Source organism: Plantibacter sp. lyk4-40-MEA-4 (assembly GCF_030209415.1).
Taxonomy (GTDB): Bacteria; Actinomycetota; Actinomycetes; order Actinomycetales; family Microbacteriaceae; genus Plantibacter; species Plantibacter flavus_A.
In genome coordinates this window covers 303,509-323,077 of sequence record NZ_JARVSA010000002.1, presented here as the reverse complement: position 1 = coordinate 323,077, position 19,569 = coordinate 303,509, and the positions used below count along the sequence as shown (strand labels likewise).

Annotated in this window: 16 protein-coding genes; 6 read left to right on the top strand and 10 right to left on the bottom strand. The window is 70.7% G+C overall.

What is annotated here, in order from left to right:
* Window positions 1-87: 87 nt before the first annotated feature.
* Together QRN44_RS03575 and QRN44_RS03570 are read left to right on the top strand one after the other, a co-directional pair.
* The gene (locus QRN44_RS03575; protein ID WP_285038272.1) at window positions 88-3,699 is read left to right on the top strand and encodes a DEAD/DEAH box helicase; all 3,612 of its coding nucleotides are present in this window, start codon (window positions 88-90) and stop codon (window positions 3,697-3,699) included.
* A gap of 63 nt (window positions 3,700-3,762) precedes the next feature.
* On the top strand, window positions 3,763-5,499 hold the full coding sequence (locus QRN44_RS03570) for a cation:proton antiporter (protein ID WP_064294303.1): 1,737 nt from the start codon (window positions 3,763-3,765) through the stop codon (window positions 5,497-5,499).
* Between the two features lie 233 nt (window positions 5,500-5,732).
* Here QRN44_RS03570 and QRN44_RS03565 read toward each other — a convergent pair whose 3' ends face one another.
* The 9 genes from QRN44_RS03565 to QRN44_RS03525 all read right to left on the bottom strand — a co-directional run bounded on the left by QRN44_RS03565 (window position 5,733) and on the right by QRN44_RS03525 (window position 14,912).
* Window positions 5,733-5,972, bottom strand: coding sequence for a hypothetical protein (locus tag QRN44_RS03565; RefSeq protein ID WP_285038271.1), 240 nt, complete (start codon window positions 5,970-5,972; stop codon window positions 5,733-5,735).
* A gap of 113 nt (window positions 5,973-6,085) precedes the next feature.
* The gene (locus tag QRN44_RS03560; protein WP_175116307.1) at window positions 6,086-7,069 is read right to left on the bottom strand and encodes an SDR family NAD(P)-dependent oxidoreductase; all 984 of its coding nucleotides are present in this window, start codon (window positions 7,067-7,069) and stop codon (window positions 6,086-6,088) included.
* Between the two features lie 103 nt (window positions 7,070-7,172).
* Complete coding sequence (locus tag QRN44_RS03555) at window positions 7,173-7,940, bottom strand: polyprenol monophosphomannose synthase (RefSeq protein WP_217634971.1); 768 nt, start codon at window positions 7,938-7,940, stop codon at window positions 7,173-7,175.
* A 77-nt stretch (window positions 7,941-8,017) separates the two neighbouring features.
* Entirely contained in the window at window positions 8,018-8,689 is a 672-nt protein-coding gene (locus QRN44_RS03550; RefSeq protein ID WP_121289553.1) for a class F sortase, read from the bottom strand.
* Entirely contained in the window at window positions 8,686-9,870 is a 1,185-nt protein-coding gene (locus QRN44_RS03545; protein WP_175116306.1) for a glycosyl hydrolase family 8, read from the bottom strand. The genes QRN44_RS03550 and QRN44_RS03545 overlap by 4 nt, the downstream gene beginning before the upstream one ends.
* Before the next feature lie 2 nt (window positions 9,871-9,872).
* Complete coding sequence (locus QRN44_RS03540; protein ID WP_121289557.1) at window positions 9,873-10,721, bottom strand: DUF4397 domain-containing protein; 849 nt, start codon at window positions 10,719-10,721, stop codon at window positions 9,873-9,875.
* Between the two features lie 80 nt (window positions 10,722-10,801).
* Window positions 10,802-12,832, bottom strand: coding sequence for an ArnT family glycosyltransferase (locus QRN44_RS03535; RefSeq protein ID WP_121289559.1), 2,031 nt, complete (start codon window positions 12,830-12,832; stop codon window positions 10,802-10,804).
* A complete protein-coding gene (locus QRN44_RS03530; protein ID WP_254628165.1) occupies window positions 12,829-14,349 on the bottom strand; it encodes a glycosyltransferase family 2 protein in 1,521 nt (506 codons plus the stop codon). The genes QRN44_RS03535 and QRN44_RS03530 overlap by 4 nt, the downstream gene beginning before the upstream one ends.
* Window positions 14,349-14,912, bottom strand: a complete 564-nt coding sequence (locus tag QRN44_RS03525; RefSeq protein ID WP_285038270.1) for a GtrA family protein — start codon at window positions 14,910-14,912, stop codon at window positions 14,349-14,351. The genes QRN44_RS03530 and QRN44_RS03525 overlap by 1 nt, the downstream gene beginning before the upstream one ends.
* Before the next feature lie 399 nt (window positions 14,913-15,311).
* Between QRN44_RS03525 and QRN44_RS03520 the strand changes: the two genes are divergently transcribed.
* From QRN44_RS03520 to QRN44_RS03505, 4 genes are all read left to right on the top strand, one after another.
* On the top strand, window positions 15,312-15,674 hold the full coding sequence (locus QRN44_RS03520) for a DUF7882 family protein (protein WP_064294294.1): 363 nt from the start codon (window positions 15,312-15,314) through the stop codon (window positions 15,672-15,674).
* A complete protein-coding gene (locus tag QRN44_RS03515; protein ID WP_121289563.1) occupies window positions 15,671-16,504 on the top strand; it encodes an SDR family NAD(P)-dependent oxidoreductase in 834 nt (277 codons plus the stop codon). The genes QRN44_RS03520 and QRN44_RS03515 overlap by 4 nt, the downstream gene beginning before the upstream one ends.
* Before the next feature lie 71 nt (window positions 16,505-16,575).
* Window positions 16,576-16,749, top strand: coding sequence for a hypothetical protein (locus QRN44_RS03510; RefSeq protein ID WP_153303389.1), 174 nt, complete (start codon window positions 16,576-16,578; stop codon window positions 16,747-16,749).
* Between the two features lie 58 nt (window positions 16,750-16,807).
* Window positions 16,808-17,797 carry an SDR family oxidoreductase gene (locus QRN44_RS03505; RefSeq protein WP_175116303.1) on the top strand — a complete coding sequence of 330 codons (990 nt, stop codon included), beginning with the start codon at window positions 16,808-16,810 and terminating at the stop codon, window positions 17,795-17,797.
* A gap of 105 nt (window positions 17,798-17,902) precedes the next feature.
* On the opposite strand, the gene QRN44_RS03500 is transcribed toward QRN44_RS03505, so the two are convergent.
* Window positions 17,903-19,507: an AMP-binding protein gene (locus QRN44_RS03500; protein WP_121289566.1), complete on the bottom strand. Its 1,605-nt coding sequence runs from the start codon at window positions 19,505-19,507 to the stop codon at window positions 17,903-17,905.
* Window positions 19,508-19,569: the final 62 nt, after the last annotated feature.

The following is a 19,569-nucleotide window of genomic DNA, read 5'->3' as shown; positions in this document are numbered from 1 at the left end:
CGCGCTCACGTCGCAGACCCGCGCTCGGGTCAGCGCACCGCGCTGGCCCGAGGCAGGGGTGTCCGTCGTGCGTGAGACCATGGGGCGATGACTCCCGAGCCCGCACCACTGGTCGACGTGGCCGACCTCGTCCGGCTCGTCGGGCGGGTGGCGTTCGACCGCGGCCGGGTCTACGCGAGAGACGGTCGGGTCACCGCCGCCGACTGGGACCCCGACAAGCGTCGGCTCCACGGGATCGTCGAAGGCTCCACCGACGTCCCGTACGCCTGCATCATCGACCTCGGCGACGACACCGGTGGGTTCGCTCGCATCGAAGGCAGCGCGTGCTCCTGCCCGCTCCGCGGTGACTGCAAGCACATCGTCGCCACCCTGCTGCACAGCAACGCGGCCCATCTCCGTGCCGAGGGTCGCTCCGACCGGTGGGTGGCACCACAGCGGCCGCCTTCCGGGAAGGAGGCGTCCTGGCGCTCCGACCGGCGTTGGACCGCGCCCATCAACGACCCCGTGCTCGACGAGCCGGCCGAGCACCGGCCGATGTACGCCCTGGACGAGTTCGACGACCTCCCTGCCTCCTGGCGTCCGGAGGCGGAACGGCGAGCAGCGCGATGGACCCCGAGTCCGCAGACGCCGCCGGCACCGCCCAGTTGGCGGAACCGACTCGACTCCCTCGCCGGCGATGCCGGTCGTGCCACGGCGCCGACGGCCATGGGCCTGCAGTTCGAGGTCCGCGAGAGCATCCCGCGCACCGCCGAACGCTGGCGCGGACCGACCTCCCGCACGGCCGACGGCCCGCCCGAGCCCCGGCACCCCCGCCGCATCGCCGTCCGACCCGTCGTCAAGAAGGCCGGCGGCGGCTTCGTGAAGTCGACGATCTCGTGGACCTCGTTCACGCACCAGGGCCACCGGCTGTCGCTCGATCCGGCGCACCAGCAGTGGTTCACGCAGTTCCAGGCGCTCCTGCGTGCCACCCGTCCGCCGGCCGGTGCCTACGCCGGCGCCGGCGACTCGGACTGGCTCGTCCTCGACGACTTCGGCAGCCCCGTCCTCTGGCATCTGTTCGAGGAGGCGGCCCAACTCGGGATCGAACTCGTCGGCACACGCAAGGGCACGGTCGCCCTCGGCACCACCGCCGCCATCCGGCTGGACGCCGCGCACGACGACGAGGGCGTGGTCCTCCGATCCGTCGTGACGATCGATGGCACCGACGTCGACGCGGCCACCAGCGGAGCCCTCGGCGACCACGGGCTCTACCACTACACGCTCGAACCCCAGCAGGCGATCGTGCTCGCCCCGCTCGCCGAACCGCTGACGGACGAGGCCCGCGGACTGCTCGGGCCTGGCGAGCCGGTCGTCGTCCCCGAGGCCGAGGTGCCGGAGTTCCTCGAGCACTACGTCCCACGGCTCCGCCGTAGCATCTCGCTGAGTTCGACGGACGGCACCGTGGCCCTTCCCGAGATCGTGCCGCCGGTCCTCGTCCTCACGGCTTCCTTCGAACCGAAGCAGACCCTGCGCCTCGCCTGGTTCTGGCAGTACGCCCCGGCGCAGCGCGTCCCGATCGGTGGCGGCACCCCGGCGCTCGCCGCAGGACGACCACTCGTGTCGACGGTGCCGCACGGCGGTCCCACCGACGCCGCCGAAGCGGAGGTCCTCCGCGACGAACGCGCGGAGCGGGCCATCCTCGACCGGGTCGGCGCCGCCATCGCCGCCGCGGCGGAACCGGAACGCCGGGCGCTCGCCGCGGGCTCGTTCGACGAGCTCACGACCCCGGGCGTCTGGCCGCCCCGGCCGCAGGTCCTGACGGAGTTCGACGCGGCACTCGTCACCGAGCGCACCCTCCCCGTCCTCGAGTCGCTCGACGACGTCCTCGTCGAGGTGTCCGGCGACCGCCCCGAGTACCGGGAGCTCACGGGCACGCCCCACATCTCGGTCACCACGGTGGAGACGGAGCAACGCGACTGGTTCGACCTCGGGATCGTCATCCACATCGGCGAGTACAGCGTCCCCTTCGAGCCCCTCTTCAAGGCCCTCTCGAAGGGGCGCACCAAGCTGCTCATGGTCGACCACACCTACCTGTCGCTCGAGCACCCCGCCTTCGACCGCCTCCGCGAGCTGCTCACCGAGGCGGCCGCGCTCAAGGAGTGGGAGACGAAGCCGAGCATCAGTCGCTATCAGGCGAGCCTCTGGGCCGACTTCGAAGACCTCGCCGACGAGACCGAGCAGGCCGTCTCCTGGCGCGAGGCTGCAGCCGGACTCAACGCGATCGAAGCGGTCCCCGACACCGCCTTGCCGTCGGGACTCCACGCAGACCTCCGGCCTTACCAGGTCGAGGGCTTCCGCTGGCTCGCGTTCCTCTGGCAGCACGGACTCGGCGGTATCCTGGCCGACGACATGGGCCTCGGCAAGACGCTGCAGGCCCTCGCCCTCGTCGCCCACGCGCGCGAGACCACCGGGACCACGGCACCACCGTTCCTCGTGGTCGCCCCGACGTCGGTCGTCTCCAACTGGGTCGCCGAGGCCACGCGCTTCGTGCCCGACCTCGTCGTCCGCAGCATCACAGCCACGCAGGCGAAGGGGAGCGCGTCGATCGCGGACCTCGCGGCGGGCGCCGACATCGTGGTCACGAGCTATGCGCTGTTCCGGCTCGATGCGCCGGCGTACCAGGCGGTCGACTGGTCGGGGCTCATCCTCGACGAGGCGCAGTTCGTGAAGAACCACCGCGCCAAGCTGCACGAGTGCGCGGTCGACCTCAGAGCACCGTTCAAGCTCGCGATCACCGGCACGCCCATCGAGAACACGCTCATGGAGCTGTGGTCGCTGCTGGCAATCGTCGCGCCGGGCCTGTTCGCGTCGGCGCCGCGCTTCACCGAGCACTACGTCAAGCCGATCGGCAAGGGTCTCGACTCGAGTCGGCTGCAGACCCTGCGCCGACGCATCCGTCCGCTGCTCATGCGACGGACGAAGGAGATGGTCGCGCCCGAACTGCCGCCGAAGCAGGAGCAGGTGCTGCGGATCGAACTCGCGCCGGCACACCGCAAGCTCTACGATCTCGTCCTCCAACGCGAACGGCAGAAACTCCTCGGACTCGTCGACGACCTCGACCGCAACCGGTTCATCGTGTTCCGCTCGCTCACCCTCCTCCGCATGCTCAGCCTCGACGCGAGTCTCATCGACGCCGAGGAGCACGCGGGCATCCCCTCGAGCAAGCTCGACGCCCTCCTCGAGCAGCTCGACGACGTCGTCGCCGAGGGCCACCGGGCGCTCATCTTCAGCCAGTTCACGAGCTTTCTCGGCACCGCTGCGCGTCGGCTCGAGGAGCAGGGCATCGCGTACGAGTACCTCGACGGGTCGACCCGTCGTCGGGGTGAGGTCATCGACCGCTTCCGCACCGGCGACGCCCCCGTGTTCCTCATCAGCTTGAAGGCCGGCGGGTTCGGCCTCAACCTGACCGAAGCGGACTACGTCTTCCTGCTCGACCCGTGGTGGAACCCGGCCGCAGAGGCGCAGGCCATCGACCGCACGCACCGCATCGGCCAGACCGAGAACGTCATGGTCTACCGGCTGGTCGCCGCCGACACGATCGAGGAGAAGGTGATGGCGCTGCAGGCGAAGAAGTCCGAGCTCTTCGCCGCGGTCCTCGACGACGACGCGGTGTTCAGTCAGGCCCTCACCGCGGAGGACATCCGGGGCCTGCTCGAATAGTCTCCCGGCACCCACGACAGCCGTCGGGGTGTGGCCGGCCGAGCGACCGATAGCCTGATCGCTATGGAACTCGGGGTGTATGCGGTCGTCGGCATCGCGGTGATCGTGGCCGTCGCGGCCTTCTCCCGCAAGCTCGGTGTCGCCGCGCCGATCATCCTCGTGATCGTCGGCGTCGGGCTCTCGTACCTCCCGGGCGTGCCCGAGATCGAGGTCGAACCGGAACTCGTGCTCGACGTCGTCCTGCCGCCGATCCTCTACGCCGCGGCGATCAGCGTCCCGATCATGGACTTCCGCCGCAACCTCGCCACCATCACGAGCCTGTCCGTCGTGCTCGTCATCGTCACCGCGTTCGGTGCCGGTTTCCTCCTCTTCAGCCTCCTGCCGGACCTCAACCTGGCCGCGGCCATCGCCCTCGGCGCGATCATCAGCCCGCCCGACGCGGTCGCGGCGACGTCCATCGGACGCCGTCTCGGCCTCCCGCCCCGCCTCTTGACGGTGCTCGAGGGTGAGGGGCTCGTGAACGACGCGACCGCGCTCGTGCTCCTCCGATCGGCGAGCGCTGCGGCGGCCGGCGGCATGCTCACGCCGTGGGCGACGGTCGGCGACTTCGTCTACGCGGTCGTCCTGGCGATCGTCGTCGGCTTCATCGCCGGGTACGTCACCGTCTGGCTGCGGTCGAAGCTCAACGACTCCGTCCTCGACACCGCGATCTCCATCGCCGTCCCGTTCGTCGCGTTCATGCCGACCGAGGCGCTCGGCGGGTCCGGCGTGCTGGCCGTCGTCATCGCCGGCCTGTACACGGGGCACGCGAGTTCGGCCGCGTTCTCGGCGCAGGCGCGGATCAGCGACCGCATCAACTGGCGGACCATCCAGTTCCTGCTCGAGAACGCCGTGTTCCTCCTCATCGGCCTCGAGATCCGCACCCTCATCGGCGCCGTCGACGCCGAGATTTTGTCCGTCGAGGAGTCCATCGGGATCGGTCTCGTCGCGACGGCCGCGCTCATCGCACTGCGGTTCCTGTGGGTGGGGCCGCTGGTGCTCGGGCTCCGTGCACGAGAACGTTGGGCGGAACGCCAGACCCTGCAACGGTGGCTGTCGATGGGGTACTCGGAACGGTTCCCGAGACAGAACCGGCGATGGCACCGGCGGCGGCGGCGGGAGCGCGCCTACGAGCGGCAGCGCGCCGACCTCGAGCAGTTGCGGTTGGAGCAGATCGACTGGCGAGGTGGCGTCATCCTCAGCTGGTCGGGCATGCGCGGCGTCGTGACGCTCGCCGCCGCACAGTCACTGCCGCAGAGCACCCCGTACCGCGAGCAGCTCGTCCTCATCGCCTTCACGGTGGCCGTCGTGACGCTCGTCGTCCAGGGCGGCACGTTGCCGTGGCTCATCCGGCTGCTCAAGGTGCAGGGGATCGACGAGTCCGAGGACCGTCGCCAGCTGGCGACCCTCCTCGACGAGATCAGCTACGCGGGCATCAGCGTGCTGGAGGATCCGGCATCGGCGGTCGGCATCGAGGAGGAGATCGACCCCGATCTGCTCGAACGCGTCAGACAGTCCACGTTCCTGCGGGCGGAAGCCGCCTGGGAACGCTCGCGTGAGTCGGTGTCACCCAGCGAGACGCATGCCGAGACGCCGCACCGGCTCTACCGCCAGCTCCGCCTCGCCGTCGTGCAGGCCGAACGCGAGCGGCTCCTCGACGCCCGGGCGCGCGGCGCGTACCCGTCGCGCATCCTCGCCGAGGCGCAGACGATGCTCGACATCGAGGAGACGCGCCTGCGTCCGCCTCGCGCTGACCACTGACCGAGTGGGACCCGTCGGTTCACAACTCAGGAGCGCCCCCGCGTGTCGTCCGTCCGGACCGGACGGGAGGGCGGACACACCCGGGGCGTCCTGAGTTGTGAACGGTGGACTCGGTTGTGGGCGTGCGGTTGGCTGATGTCCACAACTCAGGAGTGGTCCGGCGCGTCGGCCATCCGCATGGGTGGGACGACGCGACGCGCCGGGGGGCGTCCTGAGTTGTGGACCGGGTGCGGTCAGCTGTGCGGGCCGGGGTTCGTGATGTTCGCGACGCGCTCCGCCTCGCGCTCGGCCGCGGCGTCGCGTTCGGTCTCCGAACCGGGGTTCGTGATGTCGGCCTCGCCGCTCGCCGCCGGGTCGTCCTCGGTGACGTGCGGGCCGGGGTTCGTCGTGGACGCCACGCGCTCGGCTGCCGCGTCGTCGACGACCTCGTCGTGCGGGCCCGGGTTGTTGATGTCGGCGTTCTGGTCACTCATGGGGTGCTCCTTCCGAGATCCGCCTGGGCGGTCTCCGTCTCGCGCATCGTCGCGCTGATCCGCTCTCACGGTAGGTCCGTGGGCGGGTGGCTGCAAGGGGTGGCGCCGGCCGATCAGTCGCGAGCGGCGAAGGCGTCGACCCCGGTGAGTTCGGCGGAGAGCTCCCAGAGTCGGGCCGCCTCCTCCGGATCGGTCGCGTGGTCGGCGACGCCGGAGGCCGGGGAGACCGCGGTCTCCGCCGGGCCGGCGATGTCGCAGTCCTCACAGAACACCCCGCCGAGGCCGTCGAGCGACGGCGAGGTCGCGGCCCACACCTCGGTTGCGGCACCCTGCTCGGGCGACTTGAACCCCGAGACGAGGAGGTTGCCGTCGGCGTCGACCCAGCCGAGCGCCATCATCTCCTCGCGCGGCAGGTGCCGCTGCAGCGGCGTGAGGATGCCGCCGGGGTGGACGGAGAACGCGCGGACACCTTCCTCGGCGCCGAGCGTGTCGAGCTGGAGGGCGAAGAGCGCGTTGGCGGTCTTCGCCTGCCCGTACGCCTCCCACTTGTCGTAGCCGTGCTCGAACTGGACGTCGTCCCAGCGGATCCCGGAGCGCTTGTGGCCGCTGGAGGACAACGCGACGACCCGCGATGACCCGCCCTTGACGATGGCGGGCCAGAGGCGGTTGACGAGGGCGAAGTGGCCGAGGTGGTTGGTCGCGAACTGGAGTTCCCAGCCGGGACCGACGCGCGTCTCGGGAGCCGCCATGACGCCGGCGTTCGTGATGACGAGGTCGAGGCTCCGGCCCGTGGCGAGGAAGCGGTCGGCGAACGCCTCGACGCTCGCGAGGTCGGCCAGGTCGAGTTCATCGACCTCCACACCGTCGATGCCGGCGAGCTCCTCGCGAGCGGTCTCCGGGCGCCGCGCGGGGACGATGACGCGGGCACCCGCGCCGACCAGGGCACGGACGGCCTCGCGGCCGATACCGGAGTAGCCGCCGGTGACGATGGCGAGCTTACCGGTGAGGTCGATGCCCTCGAGCACCTCCGCCGCGGTGCTCGAGTGGCCGAAGCCGGAACCGATGGGGTGCTGCGGGGTGCGCGTGCGATTGGTCATGCCCTCACGCTACGACTCCGGGGAGGGCGGCGGAACCGGAAGGACCTGGGAAGATGTGCAGCCGTCGTCGGTCCGTGGTCGTGGCCGCCCGCACCACCAGGTCTCAGCGGGTGGACAGCACGCGCACGGATGGGAGCGGGTGGCCGTGCAGCAGCGCGCGGACCTCCTGGAGGCGACGACGCACGCCCCACATCGTGACCTTCTTGAGCGACTCCGAGACGATGCCGCCGCTCATCTTCGACTCGCCAGACACCCGCTCGGTGAAGACGATGGGCGTCTCCACGACCCGGAGCCCGCGCTGCAGCGCCCGCCAGAGGAGGTCGACCTGGAAGCAGTACCCCTGCGACGCGACGTCGGCGAGGTCGATGCGGCGCAGTGCCTCGCTGCGGAACGCGCGGAACCCGCCGGTCGCGTCGGCGACACCGATCCCGAGGGCCAGTCGCGTGTAGAGGTTGCCGCCGCGACTCAGCGCGAGCCGGTGGGCGGGCCAGTTCTCGACGACGCCACCCGGGACCCAGCGTGAGCCGAGCGCGAGATCGTGATCGTCGAGGAGCGCGATCAGGCGGGGCAGGTCCTCGGGGTGGTGGGATCCGTCCGCGTCCATCTCGACGACGACCTCGTACCCCCGGGCGAGCGCCCAGGCGAAGCCCGCGAGGTACGCGCCGCCGAGCCCGTCCTTCACGGCCCGGTGGAACACGTGCACCTCCGGGTGCTGCGCGGCGAGCTGCTCGGCGAGGAACCCGGTGCCGTCGGGCGAGGAGTCGTCCACGACGAGGATGTCGACCCCCGGGACGGCGAGCGTGCGGTTCACGATCGGCTGCAGATTGTCGAGTTCGTTGTAGGTGGGGATGACGACGAGTGAGCGGTTCACGTCGGTTCCTTTCGGGTCGGTGGGAATGGTTCGGAGCGGGGCCGCGCCGCGACGGGCGCGCGGAGCAGGGAGCGGCGCTACGGGGTCGTGCCGACGAGCGACGCGAAGACGACGTAGTTGTTCGCGTAGGTGTTCGCGGCGTCGTCGAAGGGGCCGTTGCAGGTGATGAGCCGGAGCTGCGCGTCGGGCGTCGGCCCGTAGACCTCCTCGGTGGGGAAGGTCTTCTTCTCGACGTCGATGGCGCGGTCCACGGCGTACGTGGCGGTCGAGCCGTCGGACATCGTGACCGTCACCTGGTCGCCCGCCACGAGCTGCTTGAGGTGGACGAACACCGCCTCGCGGAGGGTCGTGTCGAGGTGGCCGGCGATGACCGCCGGCCCCACCTGGCCGGGCAGGACGCCGGCGCGGTACCACCCGGCGTCCTCCCACTCGACGGGCGGCAGGAGGACACCGGACGCATCGCGTTCGAGCGGTTCGACCGCCGCGTCGACCCCGATGGACGGGATCTGCACCCGGCTCACGCTCAATGCGCTGACATCGGCGGCCGGCGCTTGCGCGACCGGGTCCTGCTTCGCACCGGCGGCGCCACGGTCGGACGCCTCCGAGGAGGTGATGGGCCCGTCGGCGGCGTTCGGCGAGGTCGGCGTCTGCCCGGCGTGCGTCGTGGCGCAGCCCGAGAGGGCGAGCGCCGTGAGGAGCGCTCCGGCGGCGGCGAGCATGCCGATCCGACGGCGCTGTGCACGGATCATGAGGTGGCTCCTTCGGTGAGTGGTGGACACCCGTCCAGCTCACCGGTCGTGAGCATCATCGGTGCGAGGGCTGCCCAGGCGGCGCCGAAGTAGCTCGGCACCTCCTGCGCGAGTTCATCGGCGGCCCGGAGGTCGTCCGCCGACTCCGGCAGGTTGCCCACGGCGGCGCGCGCGGCCGCTCGGGCCTGGAGGGCGAGCGGGTGCACATCCGAGGTCAGGGGTGATCCGCCGAGATCGGTCTCCGCCCGCAGCTCCTTCGACCGCGCGAGGGTCGAGGCGAGGCGGGCGGCCGTCGCCCGGTCGGCGGTGTCGCACGACTCGGCATAGCGGATCGGGAGTCGGGCCGCGTCGTAGCCGTAGCGGACGCTCTGCCCGGTCCCTGCCGCACCCGGCATGGCGTCGACGGTGCCGTCGGCGTGCACCTGGGCCCAGTCGGGCGGGAGCGGACTCTCGTCGAGCAGGGTGGTCGTGACCGCTGCGGAACCCGCCTGCAGTTCGGCCCACCGCGGGTCACCCGTCGCCGCACCCAGCACCGAGAAGGCGACGGGGGAGGCGTAGGACGGGTTGTACGCGTAGGGCTCGGTCGCTGCGGCCCAGACGCCGGGGAGGAGGATCCGGCCCGCGGCGGTCTCGGCGGTCATGCGGTCCGCGATCACACCGGCGAGCGTGACGCCGGCCTCGGTGAACCGCGGCTCGTCGAACCGGGTGCCGGCGACGACGAGCGCGCGGGCGGCGTCGAGGTCCGCATCGCTGGCGGGTTCGTCGTCGACGACCTCGCCATCGCGCCACTGCCAGGCGAGCAGCCCGTCGGGCCGCTGCAGGTGCTGCTCGGTCCAATCCCAGATCTCGGTGAAGGACTGCTCGTCCCCGACCCCGGCCGCGACGAGCAGTCCGTAGGCCTGCCCTTCGCTGACCGTGTCGTCACCCTGGTCCCGGCGCACGACCCGGCCGTCGTCGACCCAGTCGGCGAGGAACGCGTCGGCGGCCTCGGTGGTGGTCCGGTCCGTGACCGTCGAGGTCGGGCCAGGCTGACCGTCGGCGTCGGTCGCGCCGGGTGACGCCGCGGTCGGGCCCTGGAGGAGGTTCGCCGGGAACCCGGTAGCCAGGGAGGCGATCACGGCGGTCGCGGTGACCGCGGCGACCGCGGTCGCGGCGATACCGATCGTCTTCTTGGCACTCATGGTCAGCTCACCGCCGTCCCGAGGTCGCGCACGAGCCGGGCGAGCTTCGCGTCGAGGTCGTCGAGGACGCCCCGCAGCGTCGACGACTGCTCGGCGAGTCCACCGCCACCGGTCTCCACCGGGCCCTCGGGGGCGTCGCCGGCGGCTGAGCTGTCGAGGACGGGCATGAGGGTGACGCCACCTGCGGCGTTGTCGAGCACGAAGAGCGTGCTCACGGTGCCGGGGGCGAGGTTCACGGAGGCTTCCGCCGCCTGCTTGCCGCCGGTCAGCTCGAGATCCCACGGGCCTGCTGGGACGCTCGCGTAGTCGGTCGCCGTCCCGGTGGTGGCGCCCTTCGCGATCGGCATGCCGGTCGAGGTGCTGACGTCGACGCTCTTGACGTCGGTCGACGCCTGGATCAGCCGGATGCGCGCCGCACCCTCGGTCGGACCGGTGAGGTCGTCCTCGAACACCTTCGTCTGCAGGTCCTTGTTGGGACCGTAGGCGGCGACGGTGGCCGCCTCCCCGGCGGTGATGGTCACGTTGGTGCTGATGACCGGCTTCGTGCTGTCGGGCGACCCGGCGGGCACCATCGACACCACGTAGGTGCCGGCGGCCAGATCGGTGTAGGGGGAGACCTGGCCGTAGGCGACGTCGTCGAGTTCGAACACGGTCGCGCCGCCGGAGAGTGCCGACAGCTTGACGTCGACGGTCTTGGTGTCGGCCGAGAGGTGGCCGACGCGGATCCAGCCGGAGCCTGAGGCCTCGGTGGTGGCGGCGCTCGCGGCGGTGGTGCCGAAGCCGATGAGTGCTGCCGTCGCGACGGCGGCGAGGCCGCTGAGGGCGAGTCGCCTGGTGGTGGTGGTTCGCATGGTGGAACTCCTGTTCTTCGGGTGGGTCGGGGTTTCGGGTGGCCCGGGCGTCCGGCTCGAGCCGGTGCTCGGGAAGGTGGTCAGCGGACGACGTCGGGTTCGACGACCGAGTAGGTGACCCGCACGCCGGCCGCCGTCTGCTCGACGCGGTCGGCCGCGTAGTCGCCCTGGATCGAGCGGATGGAGTCGGCCAGACGGCCGTCGCCCACCTCGGTGCCGGTGCGGAGCACCATCGTCCGACGCACGTCGCCCGTCTCGCCGTCGAGCACCGGAGTGCTCTCGAGCCGGACCGGCGTCGTGGCGAGTACCTGGCCGAGCGCCAGGAGGGCGCGGGAGTCGAGCTGGCCGTCGCTGAGGGTCTGCGCGGCCTCCGCCGAGACGCTGAGCGAGGGGTTCAGCAGGAGCTGCGCACCGAGCGCCGCCCGAGCCGCCGTGCGCCCGGCAGCCTGTTCGGCCGCCGCGTCGAGACCGTCGGCGTCGATGCGGCGGACCTCGACGGCCTGCGTCCCGGAGCCGAAGGTCGCGACGAGCTCGGAGTTGTCGATCGCACCCTTCACCTCGGGGAAGGTGGTCGGGAAGGTCCGCATCGAATCGGTCGTGACGATGTAGTCGGCGTCGCGCCAGCCGTTGGGCGACTGGGCCTGGACGGCGGAGTCGGTGTCCATCTTGTAGTACCAGATGACGTTGTCACGATCGAAACCGCTCTCGACGAGGTCGACCCACATCGCGTCGTCGACGATCACGCGGGACTCCTTCGGCACATTGGTCTGGACCCACTGCTGGGCCTGCCGGACCGGCTTGTCGAGGTCGGCGAGGAGGAAGCCGCGGAGCTGGGTCGCCGTGTTGGGGACGGCGACGACGGCTGCAGCGAGCACCGCGGCGACCCAGACGGCTCCGGCAGCACGTCCGCCGAGGAGACGACGGCGCTGCGCTCCGGCCTCGACGGTCGAGCGGCGACGGAACCGGCGGATGGCGGCGCCGGTCACGCCCATGATGAGGATCGCCATGAACGGCAGCAGCATGATGACGTACGGCACCGGCAGGTAGCCGCCCGGGCGCAGCATGAACAGGCCGAGGAAGACGGTCATCGCGGCGATGACACGCAGTCGCGAGATGAAGAGCCCGGCGACGGCGGCCACCGCTCCGGCGACGAGGAGTGCCGCGTCCAACTGCCACCACATGCCGAGGGTCCTCGCCGACAGGCTCTCCGGGTCGAACAGCGACCCGCTCGTGACGCGGGATCCGAGCTGGAAGAAGACGCCACCGAGGAGGCTCACCCGGTCAGGGCCGGGGATGAGTTCGCCCTTGATGGCGGCGAAGAGCACGTAGGTGAAGCCGATGACGACGACGATGGTCGCGGCGACCGGCAGCGTGTACCGGCGGGTCTCCTTCCGAGCCGCGCGCCACATGGTCCAGGCGAGGAAGGGCAGGGCGAGCAGGAAGGTCTCCTTGCTCAGCACGGCGATGCCGAACGCGGCGGCGGAACCCGCGAAGCCGACGAGCTGGTGCTTGCGGCTCGTCGCGAGGATGAAGGCGCCGAGGAGCCAGGGCACCGCGACGTTGTCGAGGTAGACGGTGCGGTGGAACTGCACGGCGAGCGGTGAGATGGCGAACACGAGTGCGGCGACGGCGGCCATGGCCCGGCTGAGGTGCAGTCGGCGGGCGAGGACCCACACGAGCACGACGGCGATGAGCGTCGCGACGACCATGGCCTCACGTGCCGCGATCACGGCGATGTCGTAGCGGTCGAACGCACCGGTCAACCCCGTGTAGGCCGCGATCTGCAGCCAGCCGAGCGGCGGGTGGTCGTACCAGTAGGTGTAGTGGGCGAGTTCGCCGAGCTTCAGGACACTCCACGCCTGGGCGGTGTAGGTGCCCTCGTCGTCGATGCGCTGCGGGGAACCGCCCAGGTTCATCGCCTGCACGACGGCGGCGATGGCGAGCACGGGCAGGAGGAAGGCCAGGGTGCGACCGTGGCGTGAGAGCCAGCGGCGCACGACGCCGGGGCCTCGCTTCGTCGGTGGCCCTGAGGCGAGCCAGCCGAGGCGGTCGCTCTCCAGGCGGAGCTCTGGTCGGCCGGGGGCGGCCGGGCGTTCGAGGATGCCGGTCATCGGGTTGCTCCGTTCTGGAGGACGAGCTCGGGTGCGCGGTCGGGCAGGTCGACGGAGACGGGAGCGGCCTCGGTGGCCTCGGCGACCTCCTCGCTGCGGTGGGCACCGGTGTGTTCCGTCTTCTCCCAGGAGTGGTCGCCCTTCCACTCGCGGAAGACGGAACGGACGGCGGCCAGGCCGAGGAAGATCTGGTACGGGAAGGTGCCGAGGATCAGCCGGGCGTAGTCGCGGAGGCGGACCTTCTGGCCGTAGAGGCGGCCGAACTCACCGAGCCCGGAGGCTTCCACCGCGAGGGTGACGATCGTCGGCGCGAGCGGGATGAAGGTGAGGAGGGCGATCGGTGCGGGCACCTTCGCGAACAGCACCAGCAGGACCGAGACGGGGATGAGGAGGCCGGTCGCCGCCTGGAGGAACGGCATCGACAGCAGGTATCGCGCGAACATGCGCTGACGGAACGTCGGCAGCTTGCGCCACTCGCCCTTCTTCAGGACCTGCAGGAAGCCCTGGTTCCAGCGCGTGCGCTGCTTGTAGAGCGACTGCAGGGTGCCGGGCGTCTCCTCGCGGGTGACGACCTCGGGGCTGTAGGCCACGACGACCGTCGCGCCGGCGCTCGAGAGTCGGACGCCGAGCTCGCAGTCCTCGGCGAGGCAGCCGTCGTCCCAGCCCTCCGACCAGTCCAGCCAGGTCTTCTTCACGAACACGGTGTTGCCGCCGAGCGGGATGAAGCGGGAGTTCGCGTGGAAGTGCAGGCGCGACCGGAACCAGAAGTAGTACTCGAGCACGTTCCGCAGCGACCACCAGCTGGACTGGAAGTTCATGAGCTGCACGCCGCCCTGGACGACGTCGGCGCCGCTCTCCGTGAAGCGCGAGTCCACGAGGGTGAGCAGGCGCGGATGCACCTCGTCCTCGGCGTCGAACACGCCCACGACGTCGCCACGGGCGATCTGCAGCGCCCGGTTGAGGGCCTTGGGCTTGTTCTTCGGCACGCTGTCGTCGACGACCACTGTGATGAGGTCGGGGTGCCGTGCGGCGGCCTCGCGGACGACGCGCTCGGTCCCCGGGTCGTCGTGGCCCACGATCGCGATGATCTCGAAGTCGGGGTGGTCCTGTTCGGCGAGGCGGTCGAGGGTCTGACCCATGACCTCCTCCTCATGCCGACCGGGGACGAGCAGGGTGAAGGAGTGCTTGGCGGGCAGTGGGACCGCGGCGAACCCGGTGTTCTTCAGGTGGCCGGTCGACCGCCAGGCGTGGAGCATCCAGTAGAGCGTGGTGACGGCGATGATCGTCAGCGCGGCGGCGAACAGCAGCATGGTGCCGTAGCCGAGCCATTCGCCGATGCTCCAGGAGCCGGGGTCGGCCGCCGTCATCGGGTCCACCAGGGTGCCGCGGTTCGGCAGCGGTTCCGTGGGTGCCGCGGGTTGGGGGGTCAGCAGGGGAGCGGGCTCGTCCGCGGATGCGAACGGTCGGGAGGGGATGAGCGCGAGCGCTTCGAGCAGCGGTGCGAGTGCGGGTGCCATCAGGACAGGCCTCCAGAGGTCGGCAGTGCGTGGGTCGGTGCGGATCGACGAGTGGTCGTGGTGCGCGTTGCGGCGGCGGGTGCCGGCGCGGCCGGGCTCGAAACGGAGGTTTCCTGCGACGTCGTGCTTCGACGGCGACTGGTCGCCGAATCGGCGGGTCGGAAGACGACGAACCGATAGGCGAGGAAGCGGAACACCATGCCGAGGACGAGTCCGACGCCGTTGCCCGCGATGTTGTCGGCGAGCGGGGTGGTGTAGCCGAGGACGTAGTGCGAGACGAACAGACAGCCCGCGGCGATCCCGAGGCCGAGGACGTTCATGAGCGCGAAGAGGGCGCCCTCCTTCCACACCGCGCGGCGGTGCTCGGTCCGGAAGGTCAGCGCCCGGTTGCCGAGCCAAGCGACGACCGTGGCGACGGCGACGGAGATCACCTTCGCTCCGATCGGCTTGTCGTCGAGCACGGTGAACCGCAGGAGGTTGTACACGCCGACGTCCACGACGAACGCGGTGCCGCCGACGAGGCCGAAGGTGACCAGCTGGGAGACGAGCTTGGGCAGTCGCAACGGCTGGCGTGCACGGCGTGGACGTGTTCCCGGAGCGACGGATCGTTCGGGAAGGGACGGCTGGCTCGGGTGCACGACGGAAGATTCGGGCTTCACGGTCATGCACGCCGTTCGGGGGCAGTGGGAAGCCCGGTTTGGTCGAGGCGACCGCAGCTCAGGGCTTTGCCAGGTTCATGAAACAGCGCCGAAACACCTTGATTTTCTGCGGAAGTTGACGTACTCGCGAGGCCATGGGGGACAACACCGCGGACCCCTGAACTGGGCTGCCGCCCGTCCGTCAACCGGCACGACGGCGATCCCTCGGTCGCCTACGATGGGGGCAACGCCCGGTGTGCTCGGGCGTCGCGTCGCCCTAATTCCCGGGTGCGCGAGGACGACCGGCACAGAGGGAGACATCTGGTGGGAAAGCTGATCTACGGGAGTTCATCGCGTGAGCTCGAACTCGACGACCGGATGCTCGCGCATGTGAAGTCGATCGCGGTCATGAAACTGCGGCGCAACGAGTCCTTCACGATCTCCTGGCCGCGCTCGCTCGAGACCGGTGGCGGACGCGTGACCATCTGGGTGCACCCGTCGATCTCGCTGCAGTTCGAGTTCGATCAGGAGCAGCGTCCCGAGCTCAACCGCAGCTGGCTCGAGTCGATGATGCAGGACGCCAACAAGACCGGCGACCTCGCGATCGGCCGTGAGGTCCCCGACATCGACGAGCGGGCGCGCCCGACCAACGTCAGCGAGCCCCGCCCCCGGAAGTCGTCCGCGTGAGCGATCGGGTGATCGTCCTCACCGGTGCGAGCGACGGCATCGGCGCTGCGGCTGCGAAGGCGTTGACGGACGCGGGCGAGCAGGTCGTGGTGGTCGGGCGGTCACCGGAGAAGACGGCAGCCGTCGCGCGACAGATCGGGGCTGCATCGTTCATCTGCGACTTCGCCGAGCTGGCACAGGTTCGCCTCCTCGCCGAGCATCTCCTCGAGCAGTACCCGCGGATCGACGTCCTCGCCAACAACGCCGGCGGCATCTTCGGTGCCGACCGCCGGGTCACGACGGACGGCCATGAGCAGACGTTCCAGATCAACTACCTGGCACCCGCGCTCCTCACCCATCTCCTGCTCGACCGCCTCGTCGAGTCCGAGGCGACGGTCATCAACACCTCGAGCGTCGCCAACCGCCTGTTCGGGAAGCTCGACCTCGACGACCTCGACGCCGAACGCTCCTATTCGCCCACGCGCGCCTACGGCAACGCGAAGCTGGCGCAGATCCTCTTCACGAAGGAGCTCGACCGCCGGTACGGCCCGCGCGGCCTGTCCGCGGCGGCGTTCCACCCGGGGGTCATCTCGACGAACTTCTCCAGCTCGCCCGACGGCGCGATGCGGTTCCTCTATGCGAACCCGCTCGGGCGTCGCCTGCTGAACACCCCCGAGGAGGGCGCCGACACGCTCTTCTGGCTGGCCGAGAGTCAGCCGGGACTCGACTGGACCTCGGGCGGCTACTTCGCGAAGCGGAAGCCCGCACGCACGAACAAGCTCGCCGCCGACGTCGCCCTCGCCCGCGGGCTCTGGGAACGGACCGAGGAGATGCTCGCCGAGCACCGCTGAGCGGTCCCGCCGGTTCACCGCAGCGGCTCCCGCGTCCCCGGGTCGTGGTGACGGGAGCCTAGGCTGGTGGGATGCGATGGAACGAATGGACGACGGCGCTCGTCGTCGCCGGGGTCCTCGCCCTCGCCGCGGTGCTGATGCTCCTGATCCTCGGACCCGAGGCGCCTGTCGTGTGGGGACTCGTCTCCGGGGTGCTGCTCGCCCTCGTCGTCGGTGCCATGGCGTTCGTCAAGCGCGAGCGCTGACTGGGGCGATCCTGGGAGGGCCTGGGCGAGTCGGGCGACGGTGCGCGAGGATGGACCAATGACGACGAAGCGCATCCTGTTCATCGGCGGCAGTGGCATCATCTCCTCGGCGTCGGTCGCCAGAGCGGTGTCGCTCGGCCATGACGTCACCGTCCTGAACCGCGGCCTGTCCCACGTCCGCCCCCTCCCCGAGGAGGTCGAGCTCCTCCGCGCGGACGTGCGCGACACCGACGCGGTGACCGAGACGCTCGGCTCGCGCGAGTTCGACGTCGTGGCGCAGTTCACCGCGTTCACGCCACCGCAGGTGCAGGCGGACATCGACCGCTTCGCCGGTCGGATCGGCCAGTACGTGTTCATCAGCTCCGCATCCGCATACCAGAAGCCGCCACAGCGCCTGCCCGTGGTCGAGTCGACGCCGCTCCGGAACCCGTTCTCCCAGTACGCGCGCGACAAGATCTCCTGCGAGGACGTCCTCGTCCACGCCTACCGCGAGGAGGGGTTCCCGGCGACGATCGTGCGCCCGTCGCACACCTACGACCGCACGCTCATCCCGACGATGGGCCGACGCACCGACCTCGACCGCATGCGCGCGGGCAAGCCGGTGGTCGTGCACGGCGACGGGACGACCCTCTGGACCATCACCCACACCGAGGACTTCGCGGTCGGGTTCGTCGGCCTGCTGGGTCGCCGCGACGTGCTCGGAGAGGCCTTCCACATCACGGGCGACCACGCACCGAGCTGGAACGACATCACCCGGTGGATCGCGGAGGCCGCCGGTGTGGAAGCCGACATCGTGCACGTGCCGTCCGACGTCATCGCGGAGGTCCACCCGCCACTCGGGCCGACGCTCCTCGGCGACAAGGCGTTCCCGATGGTCTTCGACAACACGCGCATCCGCAGTCTCGTCCCGGAGTTCCGGCCCACCATCCCGTTCTGGGACGGCGCGGCGGAGATGGTCGCGTTCCACGATGCGAACCCGCACTGGCAGCCGGCCGAACCGGAGCTCGACGCGGCCTTCGACCGGATGGTCGCCGCCGTCGGGCGCTGAGCGATCCTCGGTCCCTGAGCTTGTCGAAGGGCGGCCCTCGGTCAAGCACAGGGACCGGGACACCGGTCACGCCCTTCGACAGGCTCAGGGACCGGCGGGTGCGGCTCAGGGACCGGCGGGGGTGGCCTCCGCGGCCCGGAGGTCCTTCCGGAGGATCTTCCCCGACGCCGACTTCGGGATGGCGTCGACGAAGGCCACGCGCCGGATCTTCTTGTGCGGGGCGACGCGCTCCGTGACCCACGCCATGAGCGCCTCGGCCGTGACGTCCTGGCCCGGTTGCAGGACCACGAAGGCCTTCGGCACCTCCTGGCCGTCGTCGTCGGGCACCCCGATGACGGCCGCGTCGGCGATCGCCGGGTGGCCGAGCAGCAGCGCCTCGAGCTCCGCCGGGGCCACCTGGTAGCCGTGGTACTTGATGAGCTCCTTCAACCGTTCGATGATGCGCACGGTGCCGTCACCGCGGACCGTCGCGATGTCGCCGGTGTGGAGGAATCCGTCGGCCTCGAGGGTCTCGCGAGTGGCCTCCTCGTTGCCGAGGTACCCGAGCATGACGTTCGGCCCCGCGCAGAGCAGCTCGCCCGCCGCGCTCTCCTCGTCCGAGCCCTCGGCCGGGTAGTCCACCTCGGCGCCGGTCTCGGGATCGACGATCCGGCACTGCATGTTCGGCAGCGTCGTGCCGACGCTGTCGAGCGACGCCCCCGCGGCCTGGAACGCGATCGCGTGGCTGACCGGGCTGAGTTCCGTCATGCCGTAGCCCTGCCGCATCCGACAGCCGAGGCGCTCCTCGACCGCCCGCCCGAGCGTCGCGTCCAGGGGCGCTGCACCGGAGAAGATCGTGTGGACGCTCGAGAGGTCGAATTCGTCGACGAGCGGGTGCTTCGCGAGCGCCACCGCGATCGGCGGGGCGATGAACACGTAGCTGCAGCGGAAGTCCTGGATGATCCGGAGGAACTCAGCCAGGTCGAACCGTGGCATGGTCACGAGGGAGGCCCGCCGCGACAGCGCGAGGTTGAGCAGCACCGTCATGCCGTAGATGTGGAAGAACGGCAGGACCGCGAGGATCCGGTCGTCGGCGACCATACCGAGCTGGGGGATCGACTGCTGCACGTTCGCGACGAGGTTCCGATGCGAGAGCATCACGCCCTTCGGCCGACCCGTCGTGCCGGAGGAGTAGGGCAGCACCGCCACGTGCGTGGCCGGGTCGAACGAGACGTCCGGTGCGGGGAGGCGGCGCAGGAGGAGGTCGCTCAGCGACGCGTGCCCCTCCGCGCCGTCGAGGACGACGACGCGGTCGGAGGGGATGCCGCAGGCGCTCGCCGCAGCCCAGGCCTGGGGGAGCAGCGGCGAGACGGTGAAGAGCATCGTCGCGCCGGCGTCGCGCAGCTGCGCCTCGATCTCCTCGGCGTTGTAGAGGCCGTTCACCGTCGTCGCCGTCGCGCCCGCGCGCAGGATGCCGTGGAACACGGTCGCGAAGGCGGGGACGTTCGGCGCGTGGAGGGCGACGACGTCGCCGACCCCGATGCCGGCCGCCGCGAGGGCGCCGGCCAGGGCGTTGATCTGGCCGATGAGCTGTCGATAGCTCGTCTCGGCGCCGGTCGTGCCGTCGCGGAGGGCGATGCGGTCGAGGTCGCTCGGGGCGATGTCGCCGAACAGGGCGTCGTAGACGCTCAGGTCGGGGATCTCGACGTCGGGATGCGGGCTGGTGAACACGAGTGATCTCCTTCGAACACCGGTGAGGGTGGAGTGAGTCTATCCACGCCGGGTGCTCGTTA